23 protein-coding genes and 1 pseudogene are annotated in these 22,170 nt (G+C 70.4%); 9 read left to right on the top strand and 15 right to left on the bottom strand.

The annotated features are described in order from the left end of the window. Positions 1-168: 168 nt before the first annotated feature. The 3 genes from AVL59_RS45210 to AVL59_RS45220 all read left to right on the top strand — a co-directional run bounded on the left by AVL59_RS45210 (position 169) and on the right by AVL59_RS45220 (position 2,835). Complete coding sequence (locus AVL59_RS45210) at positions 169-1,305, top strand: ABC transporter ATP-binding protein (protein ID WP_067316084.1); 1,137 nt, start codon at positions 169-171, stop codon at positions 1,303-1,305. A gap of 252 nt (positions 1,306-1,557) precedes the next feature. Further along, complete coding sequence (locus AVL59_RS45215) at positions 1,558-2,019, top strand: hypothetical protein (RefSeq protein WP_067316085.1); 462 nt, start codon at positions 1,558-1,560, stop codon at positions 2,017-2,019. Positions 2,020-2,103: 84 nt separating this feature from the next. Next, positions 2,104-2,835, top strand: a complete 732-nt coding sequence (locus AVL59_RS45220; RefSeq protein WP_067316087.1) for a nucleotidyltransferase family protein — start codon at positions 2,104-2,106, stop codon at positions 2,833-2,835. Positions 2,836-2,909: 74 nt separating this feature from the next. Here the strand turns inward: AVL59_RS45220 and AVL59_RS45225 are convergent, their stop codons facing one another. The 6 genes from AVL59_RS45225 to AVL59_RS45250 all read right to left on the bottom strand — a co-directional run bounded on the left by AVL59_RS45225 (position 2,910) and on the right by AVL59_RS45250 (position 9,283). Beyond that, positions 2,910-4,565 carry a DoxX family membrane protein gene (locus tag AVL59_RS45225; RefSeq protein WP_099053236.1) on the bottom strand — a complete coding sequence of 552 codons (1,656 nt, stop codon included), beginning with the start codon at positions 4,563-4,565 and terminating at the stop codon, positions 2,910-2,912. A gap of 123 nt (positions 4,566-4,688) precedes the next feature. Next, positions 4,689-5,630 (bottom strand): 23S rRNA (guanosine(2251)-2'-O)-methyltransferase RlmB, encoded by a 942-nt coding sequence (rlmB, locus tag AVL59_RS45230; RefSeq protein WP_067316091.1) that lies wholly within the window; start codon positions 5,628-5,630, stop codon positions 4,689-4,691. An 89-nt stretch (positions 5,631-5,719) separates the two neighbouring features. After that, a complete protein-coding gene (cysS, locus tag AVL59_RS45235; RefSeq protein ID WP_067316092.1) occupies positions 5,720-7,123 on the bottom strand; it encodes a cysteine--tRNA ligase in 1,404 nt (467 codons plus the stop codon). A gap of 71 nt (positions 7,124-7,194) precedes the next feature. Next, the gene (ispF, locus tag AVL59_RS45240; protein WP_067316094.1) at positions 7,195-7,719 is read right to left on the bottom strand and encodes a 2-C-methyl-D-erythritol 2,4-cyclodiphosphate synthase; all 525 of its coding nucleotides are present in this window, start codon (positions 7,717-7,719) and stop codon (positions 7,195-7,197) included. Then, positions 7,709-8,461: a 2-C-methyl-D-erythritol 4-phosphate cytidylyltransferase gene (gene ispD, locus AVL59_RS45245; RefSeq protein WP_067316095.1), complete on the bottom strand. Its 753-nt coding sequence runs from the start codon at positions 8,459-8,461 to the stop codon at positions 7,709-7,711. Before ispD ends, ispF begins: the two co-directional genes overlap by 11 nt. 339 nt (positions 8,462-8,800) lie before the next feature. After that, positions 8,801-9,283 (bottom strand): CarD family transcriptional regulator, encoded by a 483-nt coding sequence (locus tag AVL59_RS45250; RefSeq protein WP_003953493.1) that lies wholly within the window; start codon positions 9,281-9,283, stop codon positions 8,801-8,803. A gap of 639 nt (positions 9,284-9,922) precedes the next feature. Between AVL59_RS45250 and AVL59_RS45255 the strand changes: the two genes are divergently transcribed. Next, positions 9,923-10,630: a DUF461 domain-containing protein gene (locus tag AVL59_RS45255; protein ID WP_067316097.1), complete on the top strand. Its 708-nt coding sequence runs from the start codon at positions 9,923-9,925 to the stop codon at positions 10,628-10,630. A 112-nt stretch (positions 10,631-10,742) separates the two neighbouring features. Here AVL59_RS45255 and phoP read toward each other — a convergent pair whose 3' ends face one another. Together phoP and phoR are read right to left on the bottom strand one after the other, a co-directional pair. Further along, positions 10,743-11,414, bottom strand: coding sequence for a two-component system response regulator PhoP (gene phoP / locus AVL59_RS45260; RefSeq protein ID WP_018568744.1), 672 nt, complete (start codon positions 11,412-11,414; stop codon positions 10,743-10,745). Positions 11,415-11,419: 5 nt separating this feature from the next. Further along, positions 11,420-12,673 (bottom strand): two-component system sensor histidine kinase PhoR, encoded by a 1,254-nt coding sequence (gene phoR, locus AVL59_RS45265; RefSeq protein ID WP_067316099.1) that lies wholly within the window; start codon positions 12,671-12,673, stop codon positions 11,420-11,422. Between the two features lie 233 nt (positions 12,674-12,906). Here phoR and phoU point away from each other — a divergent pair, with 233 nt between their 5' ends. Then, positions 12,907-13,596 (top strand): phosphate signaling complex protein PhoU, encoded by a 690-nt coding sequence (gene phoU / locus AVL59_RS45270; protein ID WP_067316101.1) that lies wholly within the window; start codon positions 12,907-12,909, stop codon positions 13,594-13,596. A gap of 188 nt (positions 13,597-13,784) precedes the next feature. After that, on the top strand, positions 13,785-13,940 hold the full coding sequence (locus AVL59_RS55410; protein WP_237281824.1) for a hypothetical protein: 156 nt from the start codon (positions 13,785-13,787) through the stop codon (positions 13,938-13,940). A 76-nt stretch (positions 13,941-14,016) separates the two neighbouring features. Here the strand turns inward: AVL59_RS55410 and AVL59_RS55415 are convergent. The 4 genes and pseudogenes from AVL59_RS55415 to AVL59_RS45290 form a co-directional block, all read right to left on the bottom strand. Then, positions 14,017-14,299: pseudogene (locus AVL59_RS55415) on the bottom strand (SDR family oxidoreductase); the annotation flags it as partial. A gap of 60 nt (positions 14,300-14,359) precedes the next feature. Further along, positions 14,360-14,806: a PaaI family thioesterase gene (locus AVL59_RS45280; RefSeq protein WP_067318533.1), complete on the bottom strand. Its 447-nt coding sequence runs from the start codon at positions 14,804-14,806 to the stop codon at positions 14,360-14,362. A gap of 121 nt (positions 14,807-14,927) precedes the next feature. Next, positions 14,928-15,557 (bottom strand): hypothetical protein, encoded by a 630-nt coding sequence (locus tag AVL59_RS45285; protein WP_159400220.1) that lies wholly within the window; start codon positions 15,555-15,557, stop codon positions 14,928-14,930. Between the two features lie 23 nt (positions 15,558-15,580). Further along, positions 15,581-15,901 (bottom strand): GYD domain-containing protein, encoded by a 321-nt coding sequence (locus tag AVL59_RS45290; RefSeq protein WP_067316106.1) that lies wholly within the window; start codon positions 15,899-15,901, stop codon positions 15,581-15,583. Positions 15,902-16,201: 300 nt separating this feature from the next. On the opposite strand from AVL59_RS45290, the gene AVL59_RS45295 reads away from it, so the two are divergent. Next, positions 16,202-16,717, top strand: coding sequence for a hypothetical protein (locus tag AVL59_RS45295; RefSeq protein ID WP_159400221.1), 516 nt, complete (start codon positions 16,202-16,204; stop codon positions 16,715-16,717). A 93-nt stretch (positions 16,718-16,810) separates the two neighbouring features. Next, positions 16,811-17,200 (top strand): hypothetical protein, encoded by a 390-nt coding sequence (locus AVL59_RS45300; RefSeq protein WP_067316110.1) that lies wholly within the window; start codon positions 16,811-16,813, stop codon positions 17,198-17,200. Between the two features lie 778 nt (positions 17,201-17,978). On the opposite strand, the gene AVL59_RS45305 is transcribed toward AVL59_RS45300, so the two are convergent. Together AVL59_RS45305 and AVL59_RS45315 are read right to left on the bottom strand one after the other, a co-directional pair. Then, positions 17,979-18,200 carry a hypothetical protein gene (locus tag AVL59_RS45305; RefSeq protein WP_067316111.1) on the bottom strand — a complete coding sequence of 74 codons (222 nt, stop codon included), beginning with the start codon at positions 18,198-18,200 and terminating at the stop codon, positions 17,979-17,981. Positions 18,201-19,097: 897 nt separating this feature from the next. Next, a complete protein-coding gene (locus tag AVL59_RS45315; RefSeq protein ID WP_067316114.1) occupies positions 19,098-19,859 on the bottom strand; it encodes a phosphoglyceromutase in 762 nt (253 codons plus the stop codon). A 163-nt stretch (positions 19,860-20,022) separates the two neighbouring features. On the opposite strand from AVL59_RS45315, the gene AVL59_RS45320 reads away from it, so the two are divergent. Beyond that, positions 20,023-21,276 (top strand): MDR family MFS transporter, encoded by a 1,254-nt coding sequence (locus tag AVL59_RS45320; protein WP_067316116.1) that lies wholly within the window; start codon positions 20,023-20,025, stop codon positions 21,274-21,276. An 86-nt stretch (positions 21,277-21,362) separates the two neighbouring features. Here AVL59_RS45320 and AVL59_RS45325 read toward each other — a convergent pair whose 3' ends face one another. Next, on the bottom strand, positions 21,363-21,572 hold the full coding sequence (locus AVL59_RS45325) for a hypothetical protein (RefSeq protein ID WP_067316117.1): 210 nt from the start codon (positions 21,570-21,572) through the stop codon (positions 21,363-21,365). Between the last annotated feature and the right edge of the window lie 598 nt (positions 21,573-22,170).

Consider the following 22,170-nt stretch of genomic DNA (forward strand, 5'->3'; position numbering starts at 1 on the left):
CGGCCCCTGTCGAAAATTTCCGCGAAGTTCACAGGGCTCCGGGTACTGACATACGAGGTGAACGCCAGGTACCGTCCTGACCCAGTTCACTCGCGTGGACTACGCCAACCACCTTCCTACAACGGATCGTCCGGCACGTTCCTGCCGGTAGAAGGGGGCCCATTCGCCATGGCCACTGTCACGTTCGACAAGGCGACCCGGATCTACCCGGGTTCCACCAAGCCCGCCGTCGACCAGCTCGACATCGCGATCGAGGACGGCGAGTTCCTCGTCCTGGTCGGCCCGTCCGGCTGCGGAAAGTCCACCTCCCTGCGCATGCTCGCGGGCCTGGAGGACGTCAACGGCGGCGCCATCCGCATCGGTGACCGCGACGTCACGCACCTGCCGCCCAAGGACCGGGACATCGCCATGGTGTTCCAGAACTACGCGCTCTACCCGCACATGACGGTCGCCGACAACATGGGCTTCGCGCTCAAGATCGCCGGCGTCAACAAGGCGGAGATCCGGCAGAAGGTCGAGGAGGCCGCGAAGATCCTCGACCTCACCGAGTACCTGGACCGCAAGCCGAAGGCCCTCTCCGGCGGTCAGCGCCAGCGTGTCGCGATGGGCCGCGCGATCGTCCGCGAGCCCCAGGTCTTCCTCATGGACGAGCCGCTGTCCAACCTGGACGCCAAGCTGCGTGTGTCGACGCGTACGCAGATCGCGTCCCTCCAGCGCCGCCTCGGCATCACCACCGTCTACGTCACCCACGACCAGGTCGAGGCCATGACCATGGGCGACCGGGTGGCCGTGCTCAAGGACGGCCTGCTCCAGCAGGTCGACTCGCCGCGGAACATGTACGACAAGCCCGCGAACCTCTTCGTCGCCGGCTTCATCGGCTCCCCGGCCATGAACCTGGTCGAGGTCCCGGTCACCGACGGCGGCGTGAAGTTCGGCAACAGCGTCGTCCCCGTCAACCGGGACGCCCTGAAGGCCGCCACCGACAAGGGTGACCGCACGGTGACCGTGGGTGTCCGGCCCGAGCACTTCGACGTGGTCGAGCTGGGCGGCGGTGCCGCCGCGTCCCTCTCCAAGGACAGCGAGGACGCCCCGGCCGGTCTCGCGGTCTCCGTGAACGTGGTCGAGGAGCTGGGCGCCGACGGCTACGTCTACGGCACCGCCGAGGTCAGCGGCGAGGTCAAGGACCTGGTCGTCCGGGTCAACGGCCGCCAGGTGCCGGAGAAGGGCTCCACCCTGCACGTCGTGCCGCGGCCGGGCGAGACCCACGTCTTCTCGACCTCCACGGGCGAGCGACTCTCCGACTGACCTGCCCGATCCACCCGATCTGCCCGATCTACCCGATCCGGCTGATCCGCCTGACCAGCGCGCATGCGCCAGGTTGACGAAAGGGGCCCCGCGAACCACCGCGGGGCCCCTTTCGCTGCCGACCCATACCCCGGCACAGCGATCATTTCGGGCGGCACACGTCAACCCCTTACCCAGAAAAGGACGAAGCTTCATCCCCCATAAGGGTGACTAAATGTCGCCAAATCATCACCGGGCGCTACCCTCACACGCGTGAAGCACTCCACCAACCCTCAGACGCGACGCGGCCATCGGGGCGGCCCTGCCCGCCGGATCGGCCGCACTCTCGCCCTTGTCCTGCCCGTCGTCCTGGTGCTCTCGGGAACCCTCGCGGTCACCCGGGTCAACTGGACGGGCAGCCCCTCCAGCTCGGTGCTCACCGCCTCGGACGTCTCCTCGGCGGAGGTCTCCTCCAAGGCGGCCTCCCGCGCCCCGCAGGACGTGCTGCGCGACCAGCTGATGACCGAGCTGCAGGAAAAGAACCCCGGGGTGGTCCTCACCGACCTCCAGCGGGAGATCAACGGACGCCCGTCGCTCGCGAAGCACTGCTCCTCCATCGCCCGAGCCCTGGGCAGGGCCGCGGTGCGCATGTACGGCGCCTCGCGGGCCCAGTCCTACGCCCGCCCCGTCTGCGACACGTCCTTCGCCTCCGGGGTGCTGGCCGCACACAGCTAAGCGCGGTTGGGAAGTAGGTAACGGCTCCTTAAGGAGCCTGTTGCGGTCGGAATCCCGGCAGGGGCGCCACGTACAGTTCGGGGCATGACCCATCCGAACGCCGCGTTGCGCCCCACGCAAGCCGTCGTCCTGGCCGGTGGCCAGGGCTCACGGCTGCGTCCCTACACCGACGACCGGCCCAAGCCGATGGTCGAGATCCCCGGTACGGGCACTCCGATCATCGGCCACCAGTTGGCCTGGCTCGCCGAAGAGGGCGTGACGGACGTGGTGGTCTCCTGCGGCCACCTCGCCGAGGTCCTGCAGAAGTGGCTGGACTCGGCCGATCTGCCCCTGTCCGTCACCACCGTGGTGGAGACGGAGCCCCTCGGCCGCGGCGGCGGCCTCAAGTACGCCGCCGCGCATCTCCCCCGCCCAGACCGGCCCTGGTACGCCACCAACGGCGACATCTGGACCCGCTTCTCCCTGCGGGACATGGCCGACTTCCACACCGAGCGGGACGCCGTCGCCACGTTGGCGCTGGCCCGCCCGCGCATTCCCTGGGGTGCGGTGAAGACCGACGGGTTCGGGCACATCACCGACTTCATCGAGGCGCCTCCGTCCACGTCCGAGATCAACGCCGGCGTGTACGTCTTCTCGCCCGAGTTCGCCTCGATGCTGCCCGAGCGGGGGGATCATGAGCGGACCACGTTTCCCCGGCTGGCCCGGGAGCGGAAGCTTGCGGGGTTCCCGATTCCGCAGGGGGCTTACTGGCGGGCCATCGACACGGCGAAGGACCTGACCGAAGCGGCCAAGGAACTGGCGGCTTCGGGGCGGTAGGCAGGTCACACCCTCCGAACGCCAAAGGGCCCCGTACCTTCCGTGGTACGGGGCCCTTTGATGCCTTGCCCGGGCTAGCCCAGCAAACCGCCGACCAGTCCCTCCTGGCCGGACGAGGTGCTGCCGCCCGATGAGGTGCTGCCGGTGCCGCCGGTGCCGCTGCCGGTGCTGGACGGGCCCGCGGTCGTGCTGGGGGCGCCGCCGCCCGACGGGGTGGAGCGGCGGGGCGGGACCTGGCCCACGGTGCCCTGGGTCTGGCTGGGCGTCGTGGTGGTGGCACCGGCGCCGTGGCTGGCGCCCGGCGTGGTGACCGCCCCGGAGGGGCTCGCGCCCGCCGTGGCGCCGCCCGTGGGCGCGCTGGAGGCCGACGGGACCTCGCTGTGCCGCCGGCCGGACTTCTCGGGCGCCGGCGAGCCCGGCAGGTTGTTGCGGGGAGCCTCGCCGGGGCCGGGGACGACCACGCGGCTGGAGTCGCGTACCGCGCCGCCCAGCAGGGAGCCGACGAGCAGGGTGAGACCGACGGTGACCGCCGTGATCAGGGCGCCGCGGCGCAGGACGTAGCGGCGCAGTTCCCAGATGTCGGAGCGGGGGCCGAGCGTGCGCCAGGCGCTGCCCGCGAGGCGGCCGTCGACGGAGTAGACGGGGGCACCGGCGATGATCAGCGGGGACCAGGCGGCCAGGTAGATGATGTCGGGGGCGTCGTAGGCGGGGACCGTCTTCCAGCTGACGGTGACGATGAGGGCGGCCGAGAGCAGGGCGCCGACGACCGCGGCGACGCGCTGCCAGCAGCCGAGGACCGTCAGGACGCCGACGACGACCTGGAGGAAGGCGATGACCAGGCCGGAGCCGACCGGGTGGTGCAGGGCCCACTGGCGCAGCGGCTCGGCGACCTCCCACGGGTGCAGCGTGTTGAGCCACTTGACCATGGAGCCGCGCTTGCCGCCGTCGAAGTAGACGGGGTCGCACAGCTTGCCCATGCCGGCGTAGATGGAGATGAAGCCGAGGAAGACGCGCAGGGGGAGGAGGACCACGCCGAGGTTGAGACGGCGGCCCGGGTAGTAGGCGTGCCGGGCCGGGTCGTCGCCGTGCCGGGTCGCCGCGCGTTCGCGGGGCTCCTCCAGGGGGTCGTCGTACTCGTCGTACTCGTCGTACCCGTCGTACGGCTCGAACCCGTCGGCCGGGTGGGCCGGTTCGTCGTAGGCGTCGGAGACCGTGCGCATGTGCGGCAGCAGCCGGGTGCCGTCGTCGGAGGCGGTGCGCTGGTGGCCGACGACGGGGGTCTCGACGGTCTGGTCGAAGGCGTCGTAGCCGTCGCCGTATCCGGGCTCGACGCGCGGGATGACCTGGGTGGCGCCGGACTCGGCGGGCTCGTCGGCGTGGCGGACGCTACTGCCCCGTACGGCCTGGAGGAGGCGGTGGGCGCCGGTGTCGTCGGGGGCGGACTTGCCGCTCCACACGACGGGACGGCGGCGGCCGGGCGCGGCGGCACCGGCCCGGCCCGCCGTGCCCACGACCGGCATGCGGGCGGTGTCCTGGGTGGCGCTCAGATGTCGGGCGATCCGCGGGGATTGGCTCCGCTTGGCCGTCGCGCCCAGCTGCACGCGGAAGCTGGCGTGATTGACGATGACCTGCGCCGGATCGCTCGGCACCTTCACCATGCTCAGCGCGGGAGCGTCGTCGTATCCCGACGAGCGGTCCCCCGTGGGTGTGCGGGGTGTTCTGGTGTCCACACGTCTCTAACCGAGTGATGTGGAGTTAGGACACTGCTTTGACCGGGCGGATGTGTCCGGACCGCGTCAAAGCCGCCCAGAGCGCCAGAATTACCCCGCACGGGTGAGGTTACGGACGTGTGTTCAAGCCCGTCGGCGCGCCGCCTCGTAGAGCACGATCCCCGCCGCCACACCGGCGTTGAGCGACTCGGCGCCGCCCGGCATCGGGATGCGTACCCGAACGTCGCACGTCTCGCCGACCAGGCGGGACAGGCCCTTGCCCTCGCTGCCGACCACGATGACGACGGGGCCCCCGAGGGCGTCCAGCTCGCCGAGTTCGGCCTCGCCGTCGGCGGCCAGGCCGACGACCGTGATACCGGCCTTCTTGTACGCCTCCAGGGCCCGGGTCAGGTTGGTGGCGCGGGCGACCGGGGTGCGGGCGGCGGTACCGGCGGAGGTCTTCCAGGCGCCGGCGGTCATGCCCGCCGAGCGGCGCTCGGGGACGACGACGCCGTGGCCGCCGAAGGCGGAGACGGAGCGGACCACCGCGCCGAGGTTGCGCGGGTCGGTGACCCCGTCGAGCGCGACGATCAGCGGGTCCTCGCCCTCGTCGTAGGCGGCCGCGGTGAGGTCCTCCGGGTGCGCGTACTCGTACGGCGGGACCTGCAGGACCAGGCCCTGGTGGTTCAGGCCGTTCGTCATGCGGTCCAGCTCGGGGCGCGGGGCCTCCATGAGGTTGATGCCGCCGCGCTCGCCGGCGAGCTGGAGGGCCTCGCGGACGCGCTCGTCGTTGTCGATGAACTGCTGGACGTAGAGGGTGCTCGCGGGCACGCCCTCGCGCAGCGCCTCGACCACCGGGTTGCGGCCGACGACCAGCTCGGAGGACGACTTGCCGCCGCGGCCCCGGGCCACGGGGCGGCGTACGGCCTGCTTCGCCTTGGCGTTGGCGATGCGGTTCTTCTTGTGGCCCTTGCGCATCTCGGCGGGCGGGGTCGGACCCTTGCCCTCCAGGCCCTTGCGTCGCTGGCCGCCACTGCCGACCTGCGCGCCCTTCTTGCCGGACATGCGGCGGTTGTTCGCGGCCATGACCTACCTGTCTTCGTGAGCTTTCGTACGTACGTCTTATGCAGTGTGCCGCCCGGAGGGCCGGGCGGCACAATCGATCAAGAGGGGAGCTAGCGGGAGCCGAGGGTCCAGCGCGGTCCCTGGGGGCTGTCCTCGATGACGAGTCCGGCCTGGCCCAGCTGATCGCGGATGGCGTCGGCCGTGGCCCAGTCCTTGCGGGCGCGGGCGGACTCGCGCTGGTCGAGAACCAGGCGTACGAGGCTGTCGACCACGCCGTGCAGGTCCTCGCTCCGGTCGGCGCCGCCGCCGGCCCAGAACTCGTCGAACGGGTCGAGGCCGAGGACGCCGAGCATGGCCCGCACCTCAGCGAGCCGGGCTACGGCGGCCTCCTTGTCGTCGGCGGCCAGCGCGCTGTTGCCCTGCCGGACGGTGGTGTGGACGACGGCGAGCGCCTGCGGGACGCCCAGGTCGTCGTCCATCGCCTCGGCGAAGGCGGGCGGCACCTCGGGCGAGGGGTCCACGACTCCCCCGGCCAGCTCCGCCACCCGCTGCGCGAAGCCCTCGATGCGCGCGAACGCCGACTCGGCCTCGCGCAGGGCTTCCTCGCTGTACTCGATCATCGAGCGGTAGTGCGGGGTGCCGAGGTAGTAGCGCAGCACGATCGGGCGCCACACCTTGACCATCTCGCTCACGAGGACCGAGTTGCCCAGCGACTTGGACATCTTCTCGCCGCTCATGGTGACCCAGGCGTTGTGCACCCAGTACCGGGCGAAGTCGTCGCCGAACGCCTTGGCCTGGGCGATCTCGTTCTCGTGGTGCGGGAAGATCAGGTCGAGGCCGCCGCCGTGGATGTCGAAGGCGCTGCCCAGGTACTTGTGCGCCATGGCCGAACACTCCAGGTGCCAGCCCGGACGCCCCCGGCCCCACGGGGTCTCCCAGGCGGGCTCGCCCGGCTTGACCGCCTTCCACATGGCGAAGTCGCGCGGGTCCCGCTTGCCGGTGATGCCCTCCTCGGCGGGCTGGCGCATCTCCTCCAGGTCCTGCTTGGACAGCTCCAGGTAGGACGGCCAGGAGCGGACGTCGAAGTACACGCTGCCGTCGGCCTCGTAGGCGTGTCCGCGCTCGATGAGGCCGCGCATCATCTCGATCATCTCGGTGACGTGGCCGGTGGCGCGGGGCTCGTAGCTGGGCGGGAGGCAGCCGAGGGCGGTGTAGCCGTCGTCGAAGGCGCGCTCGTTCTCGTAGCCGATGGACCACCAGGGGCGGCCCTGGTCGGCCGCCTTCCAGATGATCTTGTCGTCGATGTCCGTCACGTTGCGGATGAACGTGACGTCGTAGCCGCGGTAGGCGAACCAGCGGCGCATGATGTCGAAGTTGAGTCCCGAGCGGATGTGCCCGATGTGCGGTGCGGCCTGCACGGTGGCGCCACACAGGTAGATCGAAACACAACCCGGCTTGATCGGGGTGAAGTCACGGATCTGCCGGGCGCTGGTGTCGTACAGGCGAATGGTCACCACTCCAGAGTAGTGGGCAGAGGGCGGTGGGTTGCACCGGTCCGGGTCAATCCGGTTCCGGCCTCGGGCCTTCAGGCGGTCCGGGCCACCAGCGCGGTGGCGACGGCCATCAGTCCTTCGCCCCTGCCGGGGAACCCGAGTCCGTCGGTGGTGGCACCGGAGACCGACACCGGGGCGCCGGCCGCCTCGGTGAGGATCTTCTGTGCCTCGTCCCGGCGCTTGCCGATCTTCGGGCGGGGGCCGACGACCTGGACCGCGATGTTGCCGATGGTGAACCCGGCCTCGCGGACGATCCGGGCGGCCTCGGTGAGCAGGGTGACCCCGGAGGCGCCGGACCACTCGGGGCGCCCGGTGCCGAAGTGCTGGCCGAGGTCGCCGAGCCCGGCGGCGGAGAAGAGCGCGTTGCAGGCCGCGTGGGCGACGACGTCGGCGTCGGAGTGCCCGGCCAGGCCGGGTCCCTCGCCCTCCCACTTCAGGCCGGCGCACCACAGCTCGCGGCCTTCCTCGAAGGCGTGGATGTCGGTGCCGATGCCGACCTGGGGCAGCGGCGGGAGGCCATCCGGCGGCAGCCGGAGACCGGATGCCTCAGAAGCCATCGTTGAGCCTCCTGCGGGCCAGGACCGCCTCGGCGAGGACCAGGTCGAGGGGGCGGGTGACCTTGAAGGCCTCCTCGTGGCCGGGGACGGTGACGACGCCGAGGCCCAGCTGCTCGACCATGCTCGCGTCGTCGGTGACGTCCTCGGTGACGGTCGCATGGGCGCGGACCAGGGTCTCCCGGTCGAAGCCCTGGGGCGTCTGCACGGCGCGCAGCCGGGCCCGCTCGGGCGTGGCCACGACCGGCTCGGGCTCGCCGGGTCCGGCCGCGGGCTCGACCTCCTTGACGGTGTCGGCGAGCGGCAGCGCGGGGACGACGGCGGGGGCGCCCTCGCGGACGGCCTCGATGACCGCGTCGACCGTGTCGACGGGAACGAGCGGGCGGGCCGCGTCGTGGACGAGGACGATGCCGTACTCGGGCGGCAGGGCGTCCAGGCCGAACCGGACCGACTCCTGGCGGCTGTCCCCGCCGGGGACGACCAGGAAGTCGGTGCGCTCGGGCAGTGCGTGCGCGTCGAGCAGGGACTTGACCTCGGCGGTGCCGTCGGGCGGGGCCACGACGACGACCAGGGAGACGTGGCGGGAGGCGGCGAGGGCGCGGACCGCGTGGATCAGCATGGGCGTGCCGTTCAGCGCGCGGAGCGCCTTGGGGGCGCCCGGGCCGAGACGTACGCCCCGGCCGGCGGCGGGAATCACGGCGGCGACGGGGATCTGCGCGGGTGAAGGGCGCGAATCGTCAGACATCGGTTCCTGTCAGGTTTGTGTGCTCGACCTACGTGGGTATGGCCTGGGGGAGTGCCGGGCGCGACGCCCTGACCGGACCCTTCCGTGACCCTGGTCGAGCCAATTGCCCGGGCCCGGCACACCAAGTATCGGGGGACTTCCCCCGAGGTGAACGGCAGGCGTTACGGCGGCCCGTCGAGGCGGCCGTACGGCAACCGGAAATCCGGCAACCGCTATTCCACCGGCATTTCCGGGGACGAACATGCCGCAGCGCCCGGCGACAGGGTCAGTGTCATCGGGCACCGCGGCATTTTCACTGTGCTGAGCGCGCTGCGGGCAGCGAATGCCGCCTGTCGCGCGTCAGGAGGCGAGCACCTCGTCGAGCAGGGCCTCGGCCTTGTCCTCGTTGGTGTTCTCCGCGAGAGCGAGCTCGCTCACCAGGATCTGACGGGCCTTGGCGAGCATGCGCTTCTCACCGGCGGACAGTCCGCGCTCGCGCTCGCGACGCCACAGGTCACGCACCACTTCCGCGACCTTGATGACATCGCCGGAGGCAAGCTTCTCCAGGTTTGCCTTGTAGCGACGGGACCAGTTCGTGGGCTCCTCTGCATACGGTGCGCGCAGCACCTCGAAGACCCGGTCGAGCCCGTCCTGACCGACCACATCACGCACGCCCACGAACTCAGCATTGTCCGCCGGCACACGCACCGTCAGATCACCCTGGGCGACCTTCAGCACCAAGTAGGTCTTGTCCACGCCTTTGATCTGGCGAGTTTCGATGGCCTCGATCAGCGCGGCCCCGTGATGGGGATAGACCACGGTGTCGCCAACCTTGAACGTCATGTGACAGGTACCCCTTCCGTGGCTATCCAGGGTAACACGGATACGGCGTCTTCTGAATGGCGTTTTCGCAGGTCAGGGCATATCTCGGGGCTTGACAACAGCGACTCGAACGTGCTTCGAGGGGCCTGCGGAAGCAGGAATTCGCAGGTCGGAGGGGCTCTTCGGGCGAGGTGAAACGCGTACGTTACACGCCTGCAGAACCGTCCCCAAGTGGATGAACGTCCCGATTTGTCCGCTTCCAAGCGTACGACTTCCGCTACTCCGTTCGGTGACGCCGAGCCGGACTCGAGACGATTCCAGAATTGATCACAGGAGCCCGGAAGGGCGGTGGGTGATCAATATCCGGGGTGGCCGCGCATTCCTTCACGGAAATTTTGCGGGGCGTGTTGCGGGGATGCCGACTGCGGCCTTGCGGGCGCGTTATGTGAATGGACGACGAGTGCCCGGGCAAAGTGACTCATGGGTCACTTGTGGCGGGCGGGGTACGGGCGATGTACGCCCAGCCGGAGGGAAGCCAGGGGCTTGGGGGAGGGTCGGGTGCGGACGCTCGGGAACGGCTCGGTAACCTAAGGCCGCTGACAGACACTTAGGGTGGCTTTATAGAGGAGCCGCCCCTGCGTTCAAGGAGTTGCCGCCGCCGTGAGCAGCAGCCTTCGACGCGGCGCCCTCGCCGCCTCCGCCATCGTCTTCTCGATCGCCTCGCTCGCCGCCTGCGGCGCCGGCAACAACTCCCAGACCCTGGAGATCACGCCGGACAACGCGGCGACCAGCGTCGGCGCCATCAAGATCCAGAACGCCACGATCATCACACAGCCCGATCCGAAGGCGTCCGGCCCGGCCGTCATCTCCGCGACCGTCTTCAACACGGGCACGACGTCCGAGACCCTGCAGTCGGTCGCCGTCGCCGGCAGCGGCGAGACCGTCAAGCTCTCCCCCGCCAAGGGCCAGAGCTTCACCATCCCGGCGCACAGCTCGCTGATCATCGGCGGCAAGGACAACGCCGCCGCCGTGATCGCCAGCGGCCGTGAGGCGGTCCAGGACGGCAACGCCCAGCAGGTCACGTTCACCTTCAGCCAGACCGGTCCGGTGAACCTGCGCGCCTTCGTGGTCCCCGCCGCCGGCTACTTCACCGGCTGGGGCCCGAGCGAGATCCCGTCCGCCCCGGCCACCACCTCCGCGAGCCCGGGCTCGGCCGGGGCCGGCAACGGCAAGCCGGGCAAGGGCGACAAGCACTCCCCCTCGGCGAGCGCGACCGCAACCGCGACCGCAACCGCGACCGCCGGCGACAAGGCGACCACCGGCGCCACCCCGAGCGACTCGGCGTCCCAGTCGGCCGCCGGCCACTGAGCATCCGCGAAGCGGCCTCACGCACGAGGGCGGCACCCCACACGGGGTGCCGCCCTTCGTCGTGAACCGTGCGCTCGGGCCTGCGGCCCGACGCGGACCCGGTTTCGTCGGCCTACGGCTCGAACTTGTAGCCGAGACCGCGGACCGTCACCAGGTAGCGCGGCGCGCCCGGATCCGGCTCGATCTTGGCGCGCAGGCGCTTGACGTGAACGTCGAGGGTCTTGGTGTCGCCCACGTAGTCGGCGCCCCAGACACGGTCGATCAGCTGCATACGGGTCAGGACACGGCCCGCGTTGCGCAGCAGCATCTCCAGGAGGTCGAACTCCTTGAGGGGGAGGTCGACCTTGGAGCCGGAGACCGTCACGACGTGCCGGTCGACGTCCATGCGGACCGGACCCGCCTCCAGCGCGGCCGGCGTCACCTCCTCCGGCTCACCGCGGCGGCGCAGGACGGCCCGGATGCGGGCGACCAGCTCGCGGGACGAGAACGGCTTGGTGACATAGTCGTCGGCTCCTATTTCGAGGCCGACGACCTTGTCGATCTCGCTGTCCTTGGCCGTCACCATGATCACGGGGACGTTGGAGCGGCCACGCAGCTGGCGGCACACCTCCGTGCCGGGCAGCCCCGGCAGCATCAGGTCGAGGAGGACGAGGTCGGCGCCGTTGCGCTCGAACTCGTCGAGTCCGTCGGGGCCGGTCGCCGCCACGGCGACCTCGAAGCCCTCCTTGCGGAGCATGTACGACAGGGCGTCGGAGAAGGACTCCTCGTCCTCGACGACGAGCACTCGGGTCACGGAAGGACCTCCGGGGCGGGAAGCGGTTCGTACGGGGATGTCTCGGTGGGGCCGCCCGCCTCGTCGTCGAGGTCGGGGTGCTGCTGTGCGCGGTCGCGGGCGACACCCGCCTCCGGCAGTCTGAGGGTGAAGGTGGAGCCCTGGCCTTCGGCGCTCCACACCGTGACCTCCCCGCCGTGCGAGGCGACCACGTGCTTGACGATCGCGAGACCCAGACCGGTGCCTCCGGTGGCCCTGGAACGGGCCGGGTCGACGCGGTAGAAGCGCTCGAAGATGCGCTCCTTGTCCTTGTCGGTGATGCCGATGCCCTGGTCCGTGACGGCGAGTTCGATCATGTCGCCGCCGGACGCGCTGATCCGGCGGGCGGCTATGCCGACGCGGGTGCGGGCCGGGGAGTAGTTCACGGCGTTCTCGACGAGGTTGCCGAGGGCTGCGGCCAGCTGGCCGCGGTTGCCCCAGACGTGCAGGTCGGCGGTACCGCCGGCGGCCATGGTGATCTGCTTCGTACCGGCCTGGTGACGGCAGCGGTCGATGGCCTCGGCGACCAGCTCGTCCACCCGGACGGGCTCGGCGTCCTCCAGCGGGTCGTCGTTCTGCACCCGCGAGAGGTCGATCAGTTCCTGGACCAGGTTGGTCAGCCGGGTCGCCTCGATCTGCATACGGCCCGCGAAGCGCTGTACCGCCTCGGGGTCGTCGGAGGCGTCCATGACGGCCTCCGAGAGCAGGGAGAGCGCGCCGACGGGTGTCTTCAGCTCATGGCTCACATTGGCCACGAAGTCACGCCGTACGGCCTCGATCCGGCGGGCCTCGGTGAGGTCCTCGACCAGCAGCAGGACCAGGCGGGAGCCGAGCGGGGCCACGCGCGCGGAGACGGCGAGGGCCTCGCCCCGTCCGGTGCCGCGCCGGGGCAGATCCAGCTCGACCTGGCGTATCTCGCCGTCACGTCTGGTGTCCCGGGCCATCTGGAGCATGGGCTCGATGGCGAGCTTGCCGCCGCGCACCAGCCCGAGGGCGTAGGCGGCGGAGCTGGCCTTGACGACGGCGTCGGCCTCGTCGAGGACGACGGCCGAGGAGCGGAGCACCGACAGAACGGTGTCCACTCCGGGCGGGAGTACGGGATCGGTGTGCAAAGAAGTCCTGGTCGGTCGCTTCTGGTCGCGTTCGCTCCAGCGGAACGCCAGCATGGCGATGACGCCGGTGAGCACCCCGGCGATCGCTGCCGCTGCGGCGACCGCCGCGTTCACGTCCATGCATCCAGGTTAGGCATGGGGTACGACATGACCACAGCCGTCGAGGTGCGACCTCGGACACTCGTCGCCCAGAGTTCACCTTGGAGCCAGTATTGGTTCATTTGGGGTGGCAGAAACGGTCGCGTCCGGAGCGGAACGTGGGAGCGTGGGGTTCGCACCGCTGGTTTGGCCACGGGGCGCGTGGTGTCACGGCCCCCGGAACCCCGAAGCACAACGTACGAGAGGGAACCCTGATGCGGGACGCGTACCACGAGGAACTTGACTCGATCGGCGACGGTCTGGTGGAGATGGCCCGGCTCGTCGGGTCGGCGATCGGACGCGCCACGACCGCCATCCTCGACGCCGACCTGAAACTGGCCGAGAGCGTGATCGAGGCGGACCAGAAGGTCGACGAGCTCCAGCACGACCTGGAGGCGCGGGCCATAGCCCTGCTCGCCCGCCAGCAGCCGGTGGCGACGGACCTGCGTATCGTCGTCACGTCGCTGCGCATGTCCGCCGACCTGGAGCGCTCCGGCGACCTCGCCCAGCACGTGGCGAAGCTCGCCCGGCTGCGCTTCCCCCAGCGCGGCGTCCCGCAGGACCTGCACGCCACGATCCTGGAGATGGGCCAGCTCGCGCAGCGCCTGATGGCGAAGGCCGCCGAGGTGATCATCACGAAGGACGTCGACCTCGCCCTCCAGCTGGAGCAGGACGACGACGCGATGGACCTCCTCCACCGCACCCTCTTCCAGCACCTGATCGACGACCGCTGGAAGCACGGCATCGAGACGGCCGTCGACGTGACCCTGCTGGGCCGCTACTACGAGCGGTACGCCGACCACGCGGTGGCCGTCGCCAAGCGCGTCGTCTTCCTGGTCACGGGTGAGCACGCGGACGAGCTGCAGGCGGACATCCACCCGGTCACCGGGGTCGACGGCGCCTGACCGGCCCTCCGGACCGACCGGCCTCCGGGTCCCCCCCCGGCTCAGAAGTCCCGCGAGCCCTCCGAGCCCTCGGGGGGCTCGCGGAATTCCGGTCGGGGCGCGCGGGCGCATCGATGCGCCGTTGATGCGCCCAGCGGAACGGGCATGCAATGGGCGAGGGCACCAGCCCCCGTGTCGAGGAGGGACCCATGGCCGAATCCCCCAGCACCACGCCCGACCCCGCCCAGGACCGCCAGACCGACCAGCTCACCGAGATCAGGAGCCTGCCGCTCGTAGGCGCGTGCGGCTGCGGCTCCGGCTGCAGCTGCGGGTGCCAGTCGGGCGCGCCCTGCCAGTGCGGCTGACCGTACGAAGGCCGGGGGCCGGTGTGGACGCGACACGGTTCACACCGGCCCTCGTCGTCGCGCGCCCCCTCGGCCAGGCGGCGATGACGGCCACCGTGGTGCGCCCGCCGTCCACGTCGGGCACGGCACCGTGGACGAAGGCGGCCTCCTCGCTCGCGAGAGGGACCGCGGCGTGCCCGACGGCCCGCGGCGTGCCCATGCCCCCCGGCCGGGGTGCCGTTCACCATCACCTCTCCGGGGTGCGCCCGGCCCGGCACCCGCTCCTGGATCACGCCGGGAGAGACGGCGTTGACGCGCACACCCCGCGGGCCGAACTCGGCGGCCCAGGCCCGGGTGAGGGTCTCCACCGCGCCCTTGGACCGGACTTCCGGGTCCAGGCTACGGGGGGGGCGGCGCCGCTCACAGCGGGGCGAATGACGTCAGGCCGCGGTTTCCGCGCCGTCGAGGGGGATGACCCGGGCCGTGGCGCTGGCGGTCGCGACCACCACATCGTCCGCGTCGGACAACGAGGCCTCCAGGAACGCGATGTCCCCTACCCGGTGCACCACGCGGCCCCTGCCGAGGATCCGGCCGGGCCGCACCGGCCGGAGGAAGGACGCGTTGAGCTCCATGGTGGACTGGAACTGGTCCGGCCCGAGCGTGGCGAGCAGGGCGGGGCCGACGGTGTCGTAGAGCATCGCGGAGAGAAAGGCCCCGAGGACGTTACCCGTGGGGTTGGTGCACTCCTCGCTCGCGGTGAAGGCCACCTGGACCGTGCCGTTCTCCACGTCCGTCTCGAGGAGTTCCGTCCCCAGGGCGACAGCGGCGCGGGGCAAGGGGACGCGTCCCTGCAGCGCGTCCCAGAAAGACGGGCATCGTCCGTTCATCACGCCTCCCTGGACGCGGTCCGACACCACCGATCCCTCCCCTCCTTCGCCCACGGGCTGCCGGTCACCGACCGGATACCACCCGAATGACCGGCGGCCCGCCCGGGGACGGCGACCGCCGTCAGGCGTGGTCGTGACCGCCCGCCGTCTTGGTCACCGCGCCGATGAGCGGCTGGAGTCCGCCGACCAGCGACTGGTAGTCCTTGGCGCGACCGTCCGACCACTGGGCCAGGCCGACCACCGCCAATCTGCCCGTCCCCGCGAAGGACTGCACCAGCCCGCTGTCCGCCGGCAGCGGGCGCAGACCGGATCCGGCGGGCGGCAGCAGCACACCGACCTCGTAGTCCATGGGGTTCGACCCCAGCGTGGTGACCAGATGGACGGCGTCCCGAGGGTCCTTCATCCCGAACACGACGATCGTGTACTCGTTGTTCGCCGCGTCCTTGTACAGCGCCCCTACGACACCCCGGCAGCCCTTGCTCCGCCGGATCAGCGCGGTCAGGTTCGGGCCGACCATGCCCGAGCCCGTGCAGTTCGGGCCGCCGGACTGCTTGACCGTGGTGAAACCGTCGATGCGTGCGGGGAACGCCTGATCAGCGGTCACCATGCGCTGCGTGGACGGCTTCGCCGCCCGGGAAGCGGTGGTCGCCGTCGGCCGGACCGAGGGCGCGGCCGACGTATGCGCTGCGGCCCGGTGCCCCGCGCTCAGCCAGAAACCCGCCCCTGCCACCACGGCCACGGCACCGAACACGGCCGCCACCTAACGGGACGGGTTCACGCACCGGGAGCCCGGAAGGCGACCTGCCGACGAACCGCCTCGTCGATCTCATCGAGCGTCAGGAGCGGGGTGGCCCGGGTGTGGAGAGCGCCGCTGGCTTTGACGGTGAGACTGACGGCCGCCATGGTGACCGCGTCGGGGAAGTCGACGATCAGCACGATGTCGTCCTCCCCGAAGGCGAAGTACATGGCCTCGACCTCCCCGCCGAGGTCGGCGACGATCTGGTCGACGGCGGCACTGCGGCCACTCGCGCCTTCCCTGAGCAGCCCCTTCGTGCCCTCGGGCGTGTAGGAGGCCTGGATGAGGAACTTCGGCATAGGGATGCTTCCTGCCCGTCACTTGTCCGGTACGCACAAGGGCCTTCCCGCTGCCGCGCCGGGCGCCTCTCCCCGAACGGACGAATTCACTCGTTGGAAGCCGAGCCCCGGACCTGAGCAGGGGCATGAGCCTCGGCCTGCGTTCCGCGCCGGCTACGCCTCGGGAATTCCGCGGCCGCATGGCTCATGATCGAAATGCGGGCGGCGTCGCACGCCTCGACGATGGCGGTGAAGGGCGGAGCGCGAAGCTTGTGACAGCCGAGCACTCCGCCGAGTCATGCGTCAAAGAAAGAGGAAACCATGACGGCAGCGACGGAGACTCCCACTCGAGAAAAGGCCGGTGTGGGCCAGGAAGAGTTCGGGGAGGAATCCGCCTTCGGTCCGCTCCTGTTGGCAGCGATGCTGTCCCGCCGCGAGGAACGCGGTGAGGAGCCGATCATCGAACACCCGCTCCTTCTCGCCGCGCTCATGCGCCACCGCCGTGAGGAGCGCGGTGAAGAGCCGATCATCGAGAACCCGCTTCTCCTCGCGGCGCTCATGCACCACCGCCGTGAGGAGCGCGGTGAAGAGTCCATCATCGAACACCCCATCCTCCTCGCCACGCTGATGCGCCGCCGCCGTGAGGAGCGCGGCGAATCAGTGATCCAGAACCCCCTCCTGCTCGCAGCGCTCATGCGCCGCCGTGAGGAGCGCGGTGACGAGTCCATCATCGAGAACCCGCTTCTCCTCGCCGCGCTCATGCGCCACCGCCGCGAGGAGCGCGGCGAATCAGTGATCCAGAACCCCCTCCTCCTCGCCGCGCTCATGCGCCGCTAATGGGAAATGGCGACACCCCTGCCCTCCGATGCTCGCAGTCGTCGGCATCGGGGGGCAGGACCCATAGGGCAACCGAAGACTTGAGGAACCACAATGGCAGCTGAGTCCGGCGGACAATCGGAACGGGATCCCCTGGAGGCCTTCATCGACGAGGTCTTCGAGGAAATGGTGCGCGATGCCGGATTCCCGCATACCGGCAGCGGTGTCAAGCTTGGCAAGGACCCACTGGCGGGAGCCCTGATGGAAGCGGCCGTGGCGTCCCTGTCCCGGCCGCCCTCCCATTCCTCCGAACTGGAGAGGATGCTCTTCGCGCAGACCCTCGCGACCGCGCTGGCCGACTCCCTCGCACCCGCTCTGGCAGAAGTGCTGGCCTCGGAGATCATGAAGGTGCTGACCCACCACGCGGCCGCCCAGAGCGGCACCCATGAATCCGTCGGCGGATCCGGCCGCGGCCACCGCTCTTCCGGCGGCGAACATTCCTGACCGAACCACCACCCCGCCAACTGACGCCCCTGCCCAGCGACAAGCCCCCTGCCAGCGGAGAGACCGCGGGCAGGGGGCTTGGTCAGGCAGGCCGGCGGCAGCGCCGCTCGACTCGCTCCGAGCGGTTGTCATGGGTCGTTGTCGGGCGCTGTCGTAAGGCGATGAAAGGCACGTCGCGCCGCTACGTCCATCAAGGTGAGTGGACCGAGCGCGGCCGGCGTGCGCGACCTTGCGCGCGGAGGACAGGGCGCATGAGCGGCGGCATCCGCGCCCGACGCGCACGCGGGTCAGTACATCCGGCGCGCTTCCCGTGCACGCCCAAGTCTGCCGGCGCCTGCTCGGGGGCGCGTACAAGCCCGTTCCGGTCTCGTCACGGGAAGACCCCGGCACACACTCTGCGTCTCGTCTCGTCTCGTCCGAACGACGATGAACGGGGCTGGCTGAGACGGAAACTGAGACGGCCGCACTCCTCTGCGGCACGGAATACGGCCCGCGGCCAGTTGCCGGAGCCACCGTCATTCGTGGAGCTAAGCCGCCTTGGGCCGCGCCGCACGTATGCCCGGGGCGACGTCCTGCGCGTCCTCGAGCGGCAAGGTCTCGTCCTCCCCGAAGTCAGGGGCCTGGAAGGGGTTGGTCGTCGGAGGCGGCGATGCCGCGGTGGAGCGGCGGGGTTGCACATCCGGGGCGGAGAACAGCGACGTCAGATCGATGGGAGGACTCTCTTTCGTGTCAGGTCCCGGAAGGGGCCTGGGTGTGCCGTGACCCGGGCACAGCGGTCCTACAGCTTGGTCATCTTGGCGTACGGGCTCAAGATCCGCATCTGCGCCGAGCCGAAATCCACGAGCGCCGCGATTCCGTCCTCGATGCCGATCACTCGGCCGAGGCCGTACACGTCGTGGGTGACCTGGTCGCCCACGGCGAAGTGCTTGGGAGCCGGTGTGACCGGGGCCTTGAAGGGGCTGGTGGGCAGATGACGCTTCGGCGCAGCAGGCTTTGTCATGGTTCAGTATGAGCCTACGTGCATCCCGTTCGCTGTGGCCGTCGGCACAGATCCAGACGGCGACAGCCGCTGCATGCCACTGACCTGGGGTTTCGAGACCCGGTGGGGCGAAACTGGACCGTAAGTCTCCTTCCCTGACCGTGGCTGACAAGCCCCGACGACCGGCCCGTGCCGGCCAGGAGCTTCCTGGACCTCACCTTGGGAAGCCTGGGTGCCTCACCCCTGGAGCCGGCCGACGAGGTGTACCGCCGCGGGCGGCACGCCGCGGGACGTCCCGCTCCCCGGACCGGTCGCCGATGCCGGGAGGTGCGGAGGCGGGCTCTTCCAGTTGCCGTTGGGGTGTGCTCAGCGCTTTCTAGAAGAGCGGGTGGAACGGCCCGTTCTTCCAGGAGGAGCGCACCATGGCGCAACCGGTAAGTCGGCCGACGATCAGCGCGGAACAATTCAGCCGAGTGTGTGACGAGATCAGGAACATGGCGGCGCCCGAGAAGGACGCTCAGTCCATCCGGGACTGTGCTCTGCGCGTCGTGCAGACTCTGGGGCTGGCGCTGTCCACGGATGACCTGAGCGGGCTCCTCGCCGAACTCATGGCCCCTGGGGCGGCCCCACGCCCACGGAGCCCTCAGTACACCCGAGAGGCCATCCTGGACATGCCTGACGAACAGCCGGGAGAGGATGAAGGTCCGGTCAGGTAGGGGGACGTCACGGCCGACTGGACCCTCGGCTCGCCGGAGGGCGGGTGAAGAAGAGCAGCAGCGACGTCGCGGACGACAACCCGGTCGGCCGGCTCCTCGAATACGTGTAACAGCCCGGAGCATCAGCTTGCGACGGCCCCAGCACAGCGACAAGCCCCCCACCCGCAGAGAACCCGCAGGCGGGGGGCTTGATCAGTGGGGCTTACTTCTTCTTGCCCTGGTTCTTGACCGCCTCGATCGCCGCCGCGGCAGCCTCGGGGTCGAGGTACTTGCCGCCGGGGGTGACCGGCTTGAAGTCGGCGTCGAGTTCGTAGTACAGCGGGATGCCCGTCGGGATGTTCAGGCCCGCGATGTCCGCGTCCGAGATGCCGTCCAGGTGCTTGACCAGGGCGCGCAGGCTGTTGCCGTGGGCCGCGACCAGGACCGTGCGGCCGGTCAGCAGGTCGGGGACGATGCCGTCGTACCAGTACGGGAGCATGCGGACGACGACGTCCTTCAGGCACTCCGTGCGCGGGCGCAGCTCCGGCGGGATGGAGGAGTAACGCGCGTCGGCGGCCTGGGAGAACTCGGAGTCGTCGGCGAGCGGGGGCGGCGGGGTGTCGTAGGAGCGGCGCCAGAGCATGAACTGCTCCTCGCCGAACTCGGCCAGCGTCGCCGCCTTGTCCTTGCCCTGCAGGGCGCCGTAGTGGCGCTCGTTCAGACGCCAGGAGCGGTGGACCGGGATCCAGTGGCGGTCCGCGGCCTCCAGGGCCAGCTGGGCCGTGCGGATCGCGCGCTTCTGGAGCGAGGTGTGGACCACATCGGGCAGCAGGCCGGCGTCCTTGAGCAGCTCACCGCCGCGGACCGCCTCCTTCTCGCCCTTCTCGTTGAGGTTGACGTCCACCCAGCCGGTGAACAGGTTCTTCGCGTTCCACTCGCTCTCGCCGTGGCGGAGGAGGATCAGCTTGTACGGTGCGTCGGCCATGCCCAAGAGCGTAATCCACGCATTCGGCCCCCCAGAGGCCACGCCCATCAGCCGGACAGTTGACGGCATCTGTTAATTGAGTGGCCGCGGTCAACCACATGATCGTAAGGTGCGCATGCCGCTTGAGCCGCTTACGTCACCGTGCATCCGTGGGGGTCCCGTCATGTCCGTCGCCCGTCTTCGACGAGCCGCCCGGGAGAGCGTCTCCGGGCTCCCCCGTGAGTTCTGGTGGCTGTGGACCAGCACCCTCGTCAACCGTCTCGGCGCCTTCGTCGCCACCTTCATGGCGCTCTATCTGACGCTCGACCGCGGATACTCGGCCTCGTACGCCGGTCTCGTCGCCTCCCTGCACGGGCTCGGCGGGGTCGTCTCCGCGCTGGGGGGCGGGGTGATGGCCGACCGGCTCGGCAGGCGGCCCACCCTGCTGATCGCGCAGACCTCGACCGCCGTCTCCGTCGCGGCGCTCGGCTTCGTGCACGACCCCGTCGCCATCGCCGCCGTCGCCTTCCTCGTCGGCATGGCCTCCAACGCCTCCCGGCCCGCCGTGCAGGCGATGATGGCCGACATCGTCCGGCCCGAGGACCGGGTGCGGGCCTTCTCCCTGAACTACTGGGCCATCAACCTCGGCTTCGCCGTCTCCTCCATGGCCGCCGGGTTCATCGCCGAGTTCAGCTATCTCGCGGGGTTCCTGATCGAGGCGGGGATGACGCTGGTCTGCGCGGTCGTCGTCTTCCTCAAGCTGCCCGAGTCGCGGCCCACGGCCACCGCCGAGCAGGCGGAGGCCGGCATCGGCCTCGGGACCGTGCTGCGTGACGGGCGGTACATGGCCGTCGTCGCGCTGTCCTTCCTCGTCGCCCTGGTCTTCCAGCAGGGCTCGGTCGGACTGCCGGTGGCCATGGGGCGGGCCGGGTTCTCACCGGCCGACTACGGTCTGGCCATCGCCGTGAACGGCATCCTGATCGTCGCCCTGCAGATCCCGGTCACGCGCTTCATCGAGCACCGCGACCCGCGCACCCTGCTGGTCGCCTCCTCGCTGCTCGCGGGCTACGGCTTCGGGCTCACCGCCTTCGCCGGGTCGGTCGGCGTCTTCGCGCTCACCGTGTGCGTGTGGACGCTCGCCGAGATCGTCAACGCTCCGACACAGACCGGGCTCGTCGTCCGGCTGTCGCCCGTGCACGGGCGCGGCCGCTATCAGGGCATGTACACGCTGTCGTGGTCCGTCGCCTCGCTGGTCGCGCCGTTGATGTCCGGCGCCGTGATCGACCGGTTCGGGGCGGAGTGGCTGTGGGCGATGTGCGCGGTGGTGGGGACGGTCGCGGGCGTCGGATACGGGGTGCTCATGCGGCGGCTGCCGACGGAACCCTCGACCCCGGCCGCCCCGAAGGCCGACGCCGAGCCCGAGGTCCGCGCCGCCTGAGAAGCCAGGGCGTCCATGGGGCATGGCCGAGCCCCCTACCGGGGAATTCTCCGTCGGTAGGGGGCTCGGTGCGGCGATCGGAGTGATCAGAAGGAGGCGCTGACGCCGACCTGGTGGAACTGGCCGAGGGTTCCCAGCGCCTCGCCCTTGACGGCGTCCAGCTGGGAGAGCAGGCCGGCGCTGCTGAGGGTCGTGGACCCGGCCACGACACTGGCCTCGGGGCTCAGGCCGCCGGAGACGTTGTCGAGTTCGGCCTCGGAGATCTCGAGGGTCTGAACCTGGTGAGCGGAGTTCATGGGGAAACTGCCCTTCGCATGGATGGTTCACAAGGGGAGCGGCCCCGCTGGGGACAGACGGTGGGCCGCGACCGCGGGCGGGCGCCAGCCCTTTCAGGACACCTTGGCGTGATCCCTGCGGCGCGAGCGATCAAATCACGGAGCGCGCCCGGCATCCAGGCAACCGCCGTTCACACCTGCCCGGTTGACAGCGTCGGTGACTCACCCGTGCGGGCGCGGTCACGCGTTGGGGGCAGTTTCTCCACACGCCGTGCCACACAGGCAGGCCACAGGTATTGCCACTGCCACGCCGACCAGGACAACTCCGTACCAACGGAACCCACCCTGCGCGCAGTTGCGTACACGCTGTGCAGATTCCGTTCACGGATGGATCCGCGCCCCCTTCTGCACCTCTTCCACCCCATGGGAGGTGACACCGCGGCGTCGAGCGTCACGTTCCCGCGCCCCACCGCGCGGCGCGGCTCCACCGGCCCGCAGACCGTCCGGCGGTACGGCCCGGCGCCTGTGGGACGAAGTGGGGGCGGTCTACGCGTGGCCGACCGAGAGGGGGCGTCCCCCTGTCGAGCGGTCGGCTCCATTCCGGGCGCCGAGAGGGCGG

Origin of the sequence: Streptomyces griseochromogenes (assembly GCF_001542625.1) — a bacterium.
Lineage (GTDB): Bacteria > Actinomycetota > Actinomycetes > Streptomycetales > Streptomycetaceae > Streptomyces > Streptomyces griseochromogenes.